The organism is Paenibacillus sp. tmac-D7, assembly GCF_006519665.1.
Taxonomy (GTDB): domain Bacteria; phylum Bacillota; class Bacilli; order Paenibacillales; family NBRC-103111; genus Paenibacillus_G; species Paenibacillus_G validus.
In genome coordinates, this window is record NZ_VIDW01000073.1 from 1 (window position 1) to 13631 (window position 13631).

Below are 13631 nucleotides of genomic sequence, written 5' to 3' on the forward strand. Positions count from 1 at the left end.
TGATATTCCCTATTGTGTTCCTATAAACTCTCACTTACAGTTCTTTGACAACTTGATAGTTTTGCCCCGCTCCCCAATCATCGAAAATGGAAGCCCTACAAGGCGACAAGGGAGGCGGGAGGGCAATAGACTGATTTATTATTCACCCGAGGACAAGAGGAGCTATAAATCGATTTTGAGCAGGCTAGGGAAATAAAAGAAAAACGCTTCACCAAGTCCAAGTGCATACTAGACGGGGAAGCGTTATTAAACAGATTATCTATATATTGGTTAAGGCTTCATCGCAATCGATTGTTATATGTCCCGCTCTTACTAATTCAACTACCAGTTGTTCTAAGGACTCTTGTAAGGACTGTGTTCCAATATATTCGGGTTCCTGATTCATGTTTCCCGCCCTCCCTCCTACCATTGCTATACGATAGGGGAATACAACAGTTAAGCGGGCTAAATTATGGCGAGGGCGCTTCGTATAGGTTCAGTGAAACCAATCCGGGAGGAACTACCTATGCGATATGCCATTTATGCGAGAGTAAGCACCACATTAGATAGCCAAAAAGATAGTATCGTTAATCAGATATCTTACTTTCACCGATATGTTGATGAAAAAGGTGGTACTATCTATGACGTATATAAAGATGAAGGCGTCAGCGGGGTTAATGTAAAGAATCGGCGGGAAATGCAACGCTTGCTGAAAGATGCTAGAGCGAAAAGATTCGACTATATTCTATTCAAATCCATATCCCGCTTCGCTCGCGACAATCAAGATGGAATTAACATGAAGCGGGAAATGGATGAACTTGGTATCGGCATGATATTCATGGAACAAAACATCGATACTCTCTCGGTCGATGAGTTTCAATTTATGGTGTACCTAAGCTTTGCACAGAAAGAGAGCGAGGGAACCTCCGCACGTGTTAAATGGGGAAGAAGAGAAAAAGCGATTAGAGGAGAATTTAACGGCTCTCTCCCGCCCTTCGGCTACAAGCGAGATGGAAATAATCTTGTCTTAGATGAGCAGTATGTAAGCATAGCAAAGGATATATTCCGTCTCTATCTATATGAGGGATGGGGGCTAAGCCGAATTTCTAAATACCTGTGTGACCATAAAGTCCCTACCCCTAGAACTATTGCAGGAGCAAAAAACGCGGGGGAATTATGGCAACAAAGCACGATAAAACTAATTCTAACTAATCCAGCATACATGGGTCATATGATACAGCATAGAAGTGAAGTTAGAAGTATACGAATTAAGAAGCGAACAATCATTGAACCTGAAAAGCAAATCCCTGTAAAACATACTCACCCCGCCCTCATCACAGAAGATGAGTTTTATCAAATTCAGGAGAAGTTAAAGCACAAGGGCTTGAGGAAAAGTAATGGTCAGGAAAGCATCTTCGCACATACTGCCGTATGCGCCGATTGTGGTACGGGGATGCACTATAAGAAGGATAGGAACGGCTATCAATGTGGACGATACGGAAAATACGGTAAGCAGTATTGCTCCTCTCATCTCATCAAATATGATCCCTTCCTAGCCCAAGTGAAAGAGTCATTAAAGCAATTGAAGCTCGGCGGGAAAGTGCATATGAAAAAGCTTATGGAAATAGTCGATACGGAAACGAACAGTCAGTTAACCAATTACAGAAAGGAGCTTAGCCAAATTGAAAAGCGGATTAATCTTCTTATTCGTAAACAAAGTAGCCTTCATGAGCAACATCTTGAAGGAGATATAACAAAGGAAGAATGGAGGCGGCTTCATTCTTCTACTAGAGAAGAAATAGAAGTGTTGGAGCATCGTAAAGTTGAACTAAGCCGATTCATTCAACTTGATGAAGAAAAAGAGAGCCGATTCCGCTTCTTTGAAAAGCAGGTCAAAACTCTCCTTAGCCTCGATTTTGAGAATGAAAAGATTCTAAAGTGTATTGTGGACAAACTCATTCTCAAAATTGAGGTTTATGAGGGCGGCAATATCAAAATTCACTACAACTTCCGTAATCCAGAAATACAGCAGGGAGCGTAAGCACCGCTTACGGCTCCCTCCATTTTAGCAACACTGTACACTCGATATGTGTTGTGCTGGGAATAGGAATGCACTTTCCCCCTTTCACTTCGCATGGACTTTTTTTGCTTATGCATCTTGCTTTGGATGCTGTTATGAAAGCCGGTTTTATAGACGAAGGTCAATTTGTACGGCTCGGGACTACCTTGATCGGGGTTCTCCCCAATAATCACTTTATCGACAATGCTTTCGAATACGTTCCGGTCGAATGCGGTCAGAAGCTCATTCGTTTGAAGCACTTTGCGAAAATGTTCAAGCCGTTTTCCCAAGTCAATTTCATCTTGCGCGGATTGCTCTAACTGTTCCTTTTCTTCGAGCAATTTAGTAAGCGAAGTATCGAGCTCCGCATACTTCTGTTCGTAAGTAGCCCTGTCTATTTTCTCATCCAGGCACAAATCAATCAGTTTGCAACGTTTTTGCTCCGTAGCCTGAATATCGCTGATAATTTTGTTCAGTCGCTTTTGATTATTCTGGTCGCTAAACACGGACTCCATTCTTTTCATAAGCTCGTCTAGCACATCCGAATTGTTGCGGCACACCAATTTGTACGATTCGACAAAAGCACCCTCAATCAGCTTTTCCTCCAAGGCTTTACTGAGAGAGCAGTATTTCTTCCCTTTTTTCGTGGCTGTCACACACTGCCAAATCACCTTTTCATGCGGGGTTCCGCTGTGCCAGTTCCGCCGCGAGAGATTGCTTCCGCAGAAAGCACATTCCAACTTGCTGCTGAAAGCAAATTTCCTGCTGTACTTGTCCCGCTTGCCTTTTGCGCCGCGGCGGCGATTCTCGCCTCTTCGATGCAATATGTCCTGCGCCTTTTCAAAAACTTCCTCGCTGACAATCGGCTCATGATGATTTTTGACATAAAACTGATCTTCCTCGCCGTAATTGTCCAATCTTCTCTTGGAAATGGGATCGACGGTAAATGTCTTTCCTTGCAACAAATCGCCTTTGTACTTCTCATTCTTTATGATACCAAGAACGGTTGTGTCCTGCCATTCGACTCTTCCGTACTTGGTTTTATGTCCCGCCTCAGTCAGTTCCTTTGCAATAACGTAAGCGCCGATTCCCGATGAGTATCGTTCAAAAATATAGCGGACGATTTCGGCTTCTTCTTGATTAACGGTTATCTGTTTCGTATTCACATCGTAATCGTATCCCAGACAACTTTGAAAGCCCACCAGTTCGCCGCGCTTCATTTTCATTTTCAAACCTTTTTTCACGTTGGCGGAGATATTCTCCACTTCCTGCTGCGCTACGGAGCTTAGAATGACAAGCAACAATTCGCCGTCCATCGTCAGCGTATTGATATTTTCGTCTTCAAAAAATACGGCGATGTTCTTTTCCTTCAACATTCGGACGTATTTCAACGTATCCAGCGTGTTTCTTGCAAACCTGGAGATAGACTTTGTGATGATCATATCAATTTTCCCATCCATACAATCGTTAATCATGCGCTGAAAATCCTCGCGCTTCGTTACCTGTGTCCCGGTTATGGCTTCGTCCGCATAAATATCGACAAGCATCCAGTCGCTGCGCTTGCTTACGAGATCGGTATAATATGCGACTTGCGATTTGTAGCTGTTCAATTGCTCCTCAGTGTCGGTACTTACGCGGGCATAAGGGGCGACGCGAAGAACATCCGATAACTTTCCGGCGTTGCGATCCGATATTTTCCGACTTGCTTTAATCACTTCCACTTCAAGAGCCATGGTGTTGTCCTCCATTCTTATTTACTCGCCATCAGTTTAATAAGAGATGGGCGAACCGACAAATGTGCGAATCAAGAAGTAAGGTCCGAAATGATGCCGTAATCCCGCATCGTTTTGTTCTTTATCAAATGAAATTCGTTTTCGGTAATCAAAGATAAAGCCAGTAACTGTCTTATCATAGCTATTTGCATGCTGTACCGGATGAGTTTATGGTTCATAATAACCTCCCATTAATCCATCAAAGCTGAAAATCAGAGATGCGCAACGAACATAACCGTATGTGCGCATCTCTGTTTTCGCCTCTGTTTTGGTTGCTTCTCTCAAATATCCTATCCGGCGGACAGTGGTTAGCCGTCCTCATAGGCTTCAAACCTCTTCCAGGATCGCTGCAAGCCGCCCCCATTGCGCTGAACTGTGGCTGGACGGAAGTATCATTATCCCTCCGCATGGGTCTTCGCCATAAATAGCACCACCATTTTTCATTGCATGGGCAAAATCGCTCGCAGTTTACCGCTTCTGATTTCAGGGCATGTAGAAACAAGAACCGGCAAAATGGTCATGGCGCGCCTGCAATCTGGCTTTCCTTTCAGGTCATGCGGGGAACGTACCGGATAAGATTTTATTCAGTTTTCAAGGATCAATGAGGGGTTGAATAGTGTCCCTCTAATATTCATTTCATTTTCAATGCAAAATCGGACCTTGGTTGCAAAACTATCGATCAGATCGGAGAGCGTTTTCTAAGAAAAAGGCGAGGGGGCTAAGGAAAACGAGACACGAGGATACGTTCTTTTGATGCCAGACGTGAAAGGGGTATTGCTACTCTGTCGAGATAAATAGGCACAGACTTTATTGGTTTAATGCATTACCGCCGTTCAGTAGCGTTAGACTCTTTACGCTGTGGTCGAGTCTGACTCACAAGCGCTTACGTTAATGGCGGTATTACGTCACCGACGAAGCACATAAGTTGTAAGTGCTGACAATTCTCCTGAACAAGCTAAATCCCCGGAACGATTATTATAACGAGAACATTCAATCCCTCATTCATTCTGGTTTTGGATTGAACTTAGTTATAAATTCCCCGGGGATTCTAGATATTTGCTATTCGCTTTCTGATTCGAACTTTCGAAAAGCTTTATTGGGTACTCTAATTAAATTATAATCTTCCGAAGGTAATTTACTTATTGCTTGACGTGTATCGCTATCCTTTATCGTAATTCCAACAATGACCTGACTCTTTTTCAACTTGATAATACAATTAAAAAATTGCTCCATATCATTAATAACGATGCTATGCTGGGCAGGTTCGTCAAAGATTAATACTCCGGGGTGATTTCCTGCTTTTTCATTAGATGTTTGGAGTAATGCCAGTATAAAAGCCCATATCGCTCGTATATTATCACTTGCTGAAGAATCAAATTTCATATCGAATCCTTCAATTACGGGTAGATATGACTCTAAAGAGATATCTATTTGATTTAAGTTGAGAATACTTTTATAACCAAATTGCCTCAGATTGTTAATAAAATGATTTCTTAATGTCTTTATTTTTTCCTCATCCAAGTCCGTAAACTTTTTACTTGGCAATCCGGATTTTTCTGTTAGATATTGTTTCCAGTCATCCGATAGCTCTTTTAGTTTCAGTTTCTGGCTTGATAAAAAATCACACAATTTATTGAGATTGTTTATTTCGGAATCAAGTTGCAATCTCTTATAAACAATAGATTCTGACATATTATCGTTCGTCGAATAAAGATCGCTGCGTAACGATTTAGCTAAACTACGAAGCTTAAATAAGCTATTTTCCAATTGAGTTATTTTACCCTGCAATTTCTCTTTATTTTGTCTATGACTATTTCGGGCAAATTCTAGCATCTCTTTCTGTGCGTTCAAATGCCTAATGTTTTCATCAATACTCATGACCTGCATATGACTTGAATCTGGAATCAAAGTATCCTGAATAGCTTGACTACATACAGGACAAAGATCCTTCGAAGTAGCTAAATTCAATTCAGAACCGAGATCTCGAAGACGTGCAGCATCTTTATTATTTCTAATATCAGAATCGATTATTTCCAGATTACTAGCTAATCTTTCAATACTGCTATTTTCTGAAAGCAACATATCTCTATGTTTATGAAGCTCGCTTTCGAATTGGTCTATTGAATTTTCAGTCTCATTTAGTTCTTCTTGAATCTCATCAAAATTATCGATGATTTTGGGCTTCATAAGCCCCAATTCTTTATACTGCTCGTTAAGGTCTTCAATATATTCCTCTATACTGTCATTATCCTTACTAATAAGGATTTTTGAGAAATCATCCTCGGACAGCAACTTCGGGCTTGCTGGAAGCCCACTTATTGTACATGACTCCCTATTTGTATAAATGATTAATTCCTTTACAAGGGACTCCCATTTATGCTTAATGTTACTTTCCGATGTCCGAAGGTAATCCTTTTTCTTTTCATTTTCCAAAGTATCTAGGCGCAAAATAAATTCTAATACCCGTTTCTTGGACTCTCTAATTCCGAGAACAGGCATTCCTGATAAGAGATCCGCCCATCCGTGCTTCTGTTCAATAAACATCCCTGAGAAAATTAATTGCAAATATAACTTTCTAATTGCATCATCAGAAGCTGGTACTAACGGTAATTCAATATGTAAGAATGTTTCTAAGAAGCTATGAAATCCTTTTTTGTTAACTGCTGAATTGGGCATATGTACGTACATATCTTCGCACAATATATTGGGTTTTCCGATATCGTCTAATTCACTGTGACACACCGTAATCAGTTTACTATCTCTATTTTCCATCTTAGCTGCCCGGTAAATTGTAATCACGTCTTTACCATTTGAAATTTCCAAATATGCCCCTGACTCAAGTACTGGCCATACGCTTTCTCCTTCTTCAATAGAAGTTTTATACACTGATGTCAGGACTTTCTCACCGCGACCACCAATTATTTCTTCAAGACCAAGACAGTAATAAATTGCAGCTATTATTGAACTCTTTCCACAGGTGTTATCTTCACTTGCAATAAAATTCAGACCTTCAGTGAATTTATCGTCAGATCCAAACACACCGTTACTTGTCTTAATTTCAGTTTTCAATCTTCTAATTCTCAACATTGGAATACCTCCAAAGCGAAGTGAGGTTGTTAATTTTTTCTTCTGTTAGTTTATTTGACAAGGTGAATAAATACCGCTTTTCATTACTTAATAAATCTGTGTTTCTAATAATTTTCTTTACGTAGGCCTTACCCTTCTTTGTCAGACGAAATAAACCATTTTGTTGTTGAAAGAACAGTTCTTCAGCAAGTGCATACTTTACAGCATGGTTTACTGCTGGATCAAATCTCACTATAGTATAATTGGTTAGTCTATCGTTAGCGAAATCACTTAATTTCTCCATGTCATTGTTTGTACTAAGACCGATTGAAATCATATGCAACTTTAACAATGAACACCCTCCACGGCCACAGCACATTTCAAGAATTAAGCAAAGTTGTGCCAACTTATAACTAATTCTATAGTTGTACGGTACTGCATCGGGCTTCGCATCAAACAATATCTCATCCGCAATTAGAAAATTTTTCTCTAGCATTATCCCAGTTCACCTACTTCTAAACTGCATCGAACAATCAGCAAGCCACCCGCTAATAAGATCAATTTTTAATTCCATTACTGATGCAGTTGTAAGATATTTAAACTGTTGTTCTAGCTTATTCTGAAAATCATCGAGTATTTCGAAAAATAACTTAGAGTTAATTGAACTGTCTGTATTCATTTTAGTTTTTAGGGATACCTGCTTTTTATACGATTGCTCCAGCATGTAAATTTCTTCATAGACCTCAGGGTAAGAAACACGTAATATTCTTAGAATTTCAATGCCTTTAATGTAGGAATCTATGTAAGTATTAACAATATCATTGAAATCCTCATCAGACTCTTCAACATCTCCCATTACTGCTTTAACCTTTCTTTTAATATTGCCGGCTTTCTCAGAATCGCATTTCGACCAGTCGGGACTAGTAGTATGGTAAATTGCAAAGTTAAGTTGCATATCCGTCAATGTTGTTCGAATGATTTTAGATATTTCCACTTTAAAGTCTTCTGCTTGCTTAATGACTATTACAAAATCATCATCTATATAATCATAATTATTTGGTTCGGATTCTTTCTTCAGAAGCACTTCTTTACGTTTAGTCTCTGCATGTGTAACAATTCTTGAATCCCTGTACTGAGGAATTACAAAATGCCATTCTTTTATTTTGGGCACACCCAATTCCTTTAATCTTTTGGCATATTTGGGCGATATCAATTTGTTTATATCTGCTGTCATTTTATCTCTTAGATGATCGTGCAATTCATCATCAGAATACTCACGTTCAGGGCAATAACATTGATAAACCCTTCCATGACGTGTAAATCCCTCAATACCAGCATCACCTCCATGAACTGCTGGAATTTCGGTGAAGTGCTCATCTTGGTATTTCATCCTGTAACAAGAGGTAATTAGACTTTCCCAAGAATCACCGTTTAAAGGTCCTTCAATAAAATTTAAGATCATTTATCTGTACCACCTAATAACTTAATAGAGATAGAACTACTTTTATCTGCTTCTTGGCGCAAAACTTTTATATCAACCATAAATGTAGCGAGTGAGCAAGCGTAACGAATTTCTGCCAATTGAAAAATAGAAAATACTTTCACAACGATTACCTCTTTATCGAAAAAAAATAATCGTTCATTTACTCGAGGTAGGGTACCAGTACTCATAATATTAATCCTCCACATAGAACTGACAATGGCTGTCGTGCCAAAATACCGCCCGTTACCAGTCATATAAAGCAAGCTCGATCCGTAAAGAATTAACTGGAGAACAGTATAAAATAATTCCGACCTGTTTTGATAAAACAAATCGTCATGCATATAATTACATATGTTCATGAAGACCCACCTTTCGCTACTCCCGAAAGTTACCTATTTGACAAAAGGGGACTTTATTCCTTCTTTTTCGCAATAAACGCGCTTTCCACAGCCAAAGTTTATTGAAGCCAACACTTGATAACCGCCCGTGAACCAATTTTGTCCAGCAAGAAGATATATGCTTTATGGGGCACGCTAACGCGAATAAGGCTCAGAACTTGAGCCTTATCTTTTCGGAGGATCAATTTGCGTTCGTAGAATGCGATCTGCCAAACAGGACTTGTTTATCCAAATCGAACAATTCCTCTTAGGGCAGATGATGTTTAATCGTTTCAGGTTATTCCGGCGTAAATCCAATATCCTGTTCTTTACCTAAGATCGCTAACATGAAAGGTCGGAACTCTACGGATAGCATTTCATTTATTATGTCTTTCTGTTCACTTGTAAAGCGGTATATGTCGGCCTGTTGCTCCGCAGTCCTGCTGGCAATCGTAATATGCAAAATGTACTCGTAGTTGGTAATCGTTTCTTCGCTGGTGCTCCCGTCTTCATGTTCTACCGTCATTGTTTCCTTATGTTCTATCGTTTCAACGTGAGTTTCTATTGGATTCATATCCCAAAAAACGGATTGGATTATACCGATTCTTGTTGCATCGAGCGTAGCCACATCCATTCCATTTTCAGCATCCATGACGGTCTTCACGGCGAAGACGGCTATAATATCCATCCAATTATCCATTCGAGTATTGTCCGCGCTGCCAGGATAATGAATTTCCACCCGGTCTACAGGGTCGGCTGATTGCTGTACTTCTTCCAGTCTGGCGGCAAATTCATCGTCCATTTGTTCAACAATTTGGGAAAGCGGCTTTACATCGGCGTCCGTATTTTCGCCGGATACAAAGATGCCAAAGGGAGAGGAAATGACTGCGGCTACCGCCATTACAATGCACAACAAGATGATAACGGAACTACTGATCCCCAAAAGCGCCGTCAATCCCTTGACGAGCAGGGCGGTTGCTTTTGCAACCATTCTAATGATCCGAAGATTAAATCTCGCGGCGGCTTGTGCCCTTTGAACAGATCGGCGGGCAGTCATCACCATTTGTACTGTCCGCCGTGCCGTTTTGAACGCATTCATTTTCCCTTCGGCTTGCGAATCCGGATGATTATTAGTCTGACCCAGTCGTTGCCCGGTTTTAATAAATAGGGGTAATACCTTGAATTTTCGTTCTTTACGTTTGATCGTTGAACCTGCTTGTTTTGATATAGCGGAGGGGATACGGGATAACGCTTGTCTGAAATGTCGTGGCTTCAATCTTTCCGGCGTTAGCGTTTTAGGGTGATTGCTTCGTACATTTGCTGAATGAGATGCCGCGGCGGTGATGATTATTTCATTTTTTACGACGGACTTTGGATGTCTAACGTCCATTCTTAGCATCTGGTCAGGAAAGCTGTTTTTTTGAGAACGATGCAAAAGCCGGGCATTGACCCGGCTTCGTACAAAGCGTTGTTTTCCCGGTAGTTGATCAGAAGGCAAAAGGTATTTTCCATCGAACGGCTCACGGGGTTGCATCCTACGGGTAAATCGCAGTGTACTCATGTTAGAAGCATCGGCATTCGGGGAAAGTCGGGAATCGTTAACGGGATTTTTTCTCGCCTTCATAACCCCGTCTGTCGTTTTCTTATACTTTTTTACGGGTAACCCACTCGATTGTGGATTAGCAGCATCTTCAACTGGAGTTGCCCTCTTTTTTTGAATCAACCGAATCAGTCTGCTGTTGGTCTTCATGCGAATGCCCATTTGAGCCATTGTTTTAATTGACGATGCGGTGCGGTGTTGCGCAAATTCAACAGGAGATGGGGAAGTCGACTCATCGTTGTCTGTATGATTCTTGACTCGGACACCCGTTTTCCTTACTCGTTCCATTAAATTTTTGAACCTATCCAGCCGTTTTATGTTTTTTACAACAACCCTCGTTTTAATTTCTTTCATCTTCTTATGCACCCCCGACAATCGGTATCTGTTCAGCGGGTTTGTTCAGATAGCCGTTTGAAAATCTTTTCCTGACTTCGGAAATATTCCGGATAACGAAGATGAATTGCCTCGAAAAAGAAAGGGGCGTAGCTGCAATCGAATAATTCGTTGGGAGTGGAGAAGCGTTCCCCACCTGGTTCGGTCCACCCGTTCCATAGATTAAAGGCGAGCCGACATATTCGAATGGAACTGCCGGTTTGCCATGGGGCCGAAAGGCCCTTGGGATTAATGCCGCCGTTAGAAAAATCAAACAAATCACGTACATGACTCCTAGTTTCCCGGGAAATGCCCAATGTGTAAAAAAGCGCACGATGATAGCCGTCGTTGCATTTCCTTTCAGCCAGCATTTGATGATAGAACCTCTCGTGTTCTTCATCCCGAAATCGAATAGGATGCATCGATACTTGCCCCTCTCACCGAGAATGATGAGCGGCTGGATGCAACCAGCCGCTGTCTGAAAAGATCCTCTATATAACATTTCATTCTGACGGGAAAACCGGACCCAATGACGAAAAATCACATGTTTTTGAGTAGACGCTCCATTATCTTTAAGCCTTGTTTAATAGATTTACGAACGGCCCGTTCATCGACATGCTCAGCTCTGGCAATAGCGACTTTGCTCATGCCTAGAAAAAAGTGTGCATAAATTCGTCTGGCCGATTTCTCCGGCAACTGGCACAACGCTTCGTAAAGCTGTTGCCGGGAGAGCTTGCGTTCATAGTACTCCTCCGGCGAAATCGAAAGAAAAAGAACGTCCTTCTCAATTCCATCGTTTCGATCCAGCGAGTAATACGCCCGGTGACGATACGTGCGCAGTTTGTATGCGCTTTCAATTAATTCAAACCGATGCAGCTCCTGAGCCACCTCGTCATCCACTTCAACCCATACATCCGTTTTCCAAAAAGGATATATGTCTTTCAAATTGATCTTTTTCATACTCGTCCCTCCGTTTTGGTTTGTTTGATCAATCAAAACAGAGGGGGGAGAGCGACAGCCGACGCTTCCTGACAAGCGGGAAGGACAACAAAAAAGACCTTGCCGCAGAGCGTGCCAACGCTTGATTGCGACCAGGTCTGATCGTAAGACTTGATAAACTTGATTCCACGCATGCCGATGAATCATTCGCCGCTTGTTATTATGTGTCGTCGGGATACATCAACATCAACTCCCTTTCTCACCTGGCAACACCGTGCGAGAAATTGTGCGGGCCTTTGATGGTTGGCGTTGCCCTATGTTTAGTTCAACTCCTTTACATTCGGAATATAGTCGACGACTGCTGTATCAGTAACAAAATAAAAAAAGCGCCGTATTTCTTCCCACTGGGATAGCAGGGAAAGAAACGGCGCTTGATGAAAGGGACAACCAGTCTTCATGATGCTTGTGGTTGCACAACCTGTCCACACTAACATCATAACACGGATCATGTGCATAACGCGTGCAGACTTTGTGCAAAAAGAGAGCAAATCCAGTGCTGCGTTCGGTGCATGTTCGATGCAGTTCCGGCGCTTCCTTTCGAGCAGTTACTTACTTTTGTCTCCACTTCAACAAATGCTCGATGTGTTGAATCAGAAAATCTAAATCTTCTTCGGAACAATGCTGTAGCATTTGGCCAATCTGGGACAACGGCTCTGGAAGTTCGCGATTCTCAAAAACAAATAACTGAGACAAATCCATGCGCAAACCAACAGCCAGTTTATAAATATTATCCAATGAAACGTTCTTTAGCCCGCGTTCAATTTGTCCGATATAATTAGGATGGAGGTCTGCCCGCTCTGCAAGCTGCTCTTGCGTCCATCCGTATTGTTCCCGCAATGTGCGAATGCGCTGACCTAACGAATCCCGAATTGAGTTCACATTTCCACCACCTTATTCTTTCAGCTTATAAGGCAGAGTAAGTCAAATGAACATTCGATAGATTCGCTATTCTCAGTATCCAATGTATGTGTTATAATCTCCTCAATACTCATTGAATCAATTGGCGAGACATTAATCGTATTTACTGGGATTGGACGTAACGAATAAAAACGTATTAAAATGAAAAATGGACGCAAAAAAAGAAGATGCGCATATGCATCTTCTGAAACCGGTCAATCATTTTGGGACGAATCCAAATCCAACAAAACCGCCCGATCTTTGATTTTCATATAGATTTTGTGCAATGTTCGCTTTCGAAGGTAGAAGTACGCGCGGCGGGAAAGTGCTAGGCGGCTCATGGCGTCTGAAAGCGCCAGTTGATCCATATATCGTAACCGAATGAACAAGCTTTCTTCCGGGGTGAGAGCCGAGAAAGCATAGTCGATCAAACCGATTCTGGATAGCAGCAACGGGATTTCATGTTCGGTGATTTCGATACGTCGTATAACCGTCCGTAAAACCGTTTCCTGTTTTCTGCCGCTGCTGTGAGCCGCAACCATTTGTAGCGTACGCGTTAATTCAGGGATGTAGGACAGTTCTGACTGCATGTACTTCAGTCTCGCCTTCCAGTCCTTGTAAGACTTCAGCCATAATTCTACTTTCTCATAGGGGACGGGGTGCTGGGTCAGCGTCATCACAATTCCCTCCTTGCTGTGCATGCTGCCTGAAATTGTTCCGCCAGCCTGCCTGTTAATCGTCATGATTATAGGTTGTTCACGCTCCGTTTTCATTATCATCGTCCCTTCTCTAGTAAAGTGGAGGAAGCAGTAAGGATGCCATTTTTCGCAACTTAAGTCAATTTTTGATTCTCACCTCCTACAAACTTGGTAATAAAATTCCTCTGTAGATACCTGCATTTGTCCACATTTTACCAATAATACATTCGAAAGAGGAGGGTGATTTTTCCCTCATACCAACAGATCATTGGTTGTCAAACCATCGCGAAACGGCTCGAATCGGAAACGAATCGCTAACAGGTGATGCG

General features: G+C 41.6%; 11 protein-coding genes. 1 reads left to right on the forward strand and 10 read right to left on the reverse strand.

Annotated features, from left to right (window positions below):
- The first annotated feature begins 505 nt into the window (after positions 1-505).
- Positions 506-2020 carry a recombinase family protein gene (locus FKP33_RS25670; protein ID WP_181410284.1) on the forward strand — a complete coding sequence of 505 codons (1515 nt, stop codon included), beginning with the start codon at positions 506-508 and terminating at the stop codon, positions 2018-2020.
- Here FKP33_RS25670 and FKP33_RS25675 read toward each other — a convergent pair.
- The 10 genes from FKP33_RS25675 to FKP33_RS25725 all read right to left on the reverse strand — a co-directional run bounded on the left by FKP33_RS25675 (position 1981) and on the right by FKP33_RS25725 (position 13377).
- Entirely contained in the window at positions 1981-3771 is a 1791-nt protein-coding gene (locus FKP33_RS25675; RefSeq protein WP_141336711.1) for a recombinase family protein, read from the reverse strand. The genes FKP33_RS25670 and FKP33_RS25675 overlap by 40 nt on opposite strands.
- A 1098-nt stretch (positions 3772-4869) precedes the next feature.
- On the reverse strand, positions 4870-6897 hold the full coding sequence (locus FKP33_RS25685; protein WP_127608009.1) for a coiled-coil domain-containing protein: 2028 nt from the start codon (positions 6895-6897) through the stop codon (positions 4870-4872).
- A complete protein-coding gene (locus tag FKP33_RS25690; protein WP_127608010.1) occupies positions 6884-7372 on the reverse strand; it encodes a hypothetical protein in 489 nt (162 codons plus the stop codon). Before FKP33_RS25690 ends, FKP33_RS25685 begins: the two co-directional genes overlap by 14 nt.
- 9 nt (positions 7373-7381) lie before the next feature.
- Positions 7382-8338, reverse strand: coding sequence for a hypothetical protein (locus FKP33_RS25695; protein ID WP_127608011.1), 957 nt, complete (start codon positions 8336-8338; stop codon positions 7382-7384).
- Entirely contained in the window at positions 8335-8547 is a 213-nt protein-coding gene (locus tag FKP33_RS25700) for a hypothetical protein (RefSeq protein WP_127608012.1), read from the reverse strand. Before FKP33_RS25700 ends, FKP33_RS25695 begins: the two co-directional genes overlap by 4 nt.
- Before the next feature lie 487 nt (positions 8548-9034).
- Positions 9035-10690 carry a hypothetical protein gene (locus tag FKP33_RS25705; RefSeq protein WP_127608013.1) on the reverse strand — a complete coding sequence of 552 codons (1656 nt, stop codon included), beginning with the start codon at positions 10688-10690 and terminating at the stop codon, positions 9035-9037.
- A gap of 32 nt (positions 10691-10722) precedes the next feature.
- Positions 10723-11130 carry a DUF6075 family protein gene (locus FKP33_RS25710; protein ID WP_127608014.1) on the reverse strand — a complete coding sequence of 136 codons (408 nt, stop codon included), beginning with the start codon at positions 11128-11130 and terminating at the stop codon, positions 10723-10725.
- A gap of 118 nt (positions 11131-11248) precedes the next feature.
- Complete coding sequence (locus FKP33_RS25715; RefSeq protein WP_127608015.1) at positions 11249-11668, reverse strand: RNA polymerase sigma factor; 420 nt, start codon at positions 11666-11668, stop codon at positions 11249-11251.
- Positions 11669-12256: 588 nt separating this feature from the next.
- Positions 12257-12586 carry a helix-turn-helix domain-containing protein gene (locus FKP33_RS25720; protein ID WP_054796026.1) on the reverse strand — a complete coding sequence of 110 codons (330 nt, stop codon included), beginning with the start codon at positions 12584-12586 and terminating at the stop codon, positions 12257-12259.
- A gap of 233 nt (positions 12587-12819) precedes the next feature.
- Entirely contained in the window at positions 12820-13377 is a 558-nt protein-coding gene (locus FKP33_RS25725) for a hypothetical protein (protein ID WP_054796027.1), read from the reverse strand.
- Between the last annotated feature and the right edge of the window lie 254 nt (positions 13378-13631).

Excerpts from the sequence above, each read along its gene's own strand:
- FKP33_RS25670 (WP_181410284.1), top strand. The coding sequence starts at position 506 with ATGCGATATGCCATTTATGCGAGAGTAAGCACCACATTAGATAGCCAA.
- FKP33_RS25675 (WP_141336711.1), bottom strand. The coding sequence starts at position 3,771 with ATGGCTCTTGAAGTGGAAGTGATTAAAGCAAGTCGGAAAATATCGGAT.
- FKP33_RS25685 (WP_127608009.1), bottom strand. The coding sequence starts at position 6,897 with ATGTTGAGAATTAGAAGATTGAAAACTGAAATTAAGACAAGTAACGGT.
- FKP33_RS25690 (WP_127608010.1), bottom strand. The coding sequence starts at position 7,372 with ATGCTAGAGAAAAATTTTCTAATTGCGGATGAGATATTGTTTGATGCG.
- FKP33_RS25695 (WP_127608011.1), bottom strand. The coding sequence starts at position 8,338 with ATGATCTTAAATTTTATTGAAGGACCTTTAAACGGTGATTCTTGGGAA.
- FKP33_RS25700 (WP_127608012.1), bottom strand. The coding sequence starts at position 8,547 with ATGAGTACTGGTACCCTACCTCGAGTAAATGAACGATTATTTTTTTTC.
- FKP33_RS25705 (WP_127608013.1), bottom strand. The coding sequence starts at position 10,690 with ATGAAAGAAATTAAAACGAGGGTTGTTGTAAAAAACATAAAACGGCTG.
- FKP33_RS25710 (WP_127608014.1), bottom strand. The coding sequence starts at position 11,130 with ATGCATCCTATTCGATTTCGGGATGAAGAACACGAGAGGTTCTATCAT.
- FKP33_RS25715 (WP_127608015.1), bottom strand. The coding sequence starts at position 11,668 with ATGAAAAAGATCAATTTGAAAGACATATATCCTTTTTGGAAAACGGAT.
- FKP33_RS25725 (WP_054796027.1), bottom strand. The coding sequence starts at position 13,377 with ATGAAAACGGAGCGTGAACAACCTATAATCATGACGATTAACAGGCAG.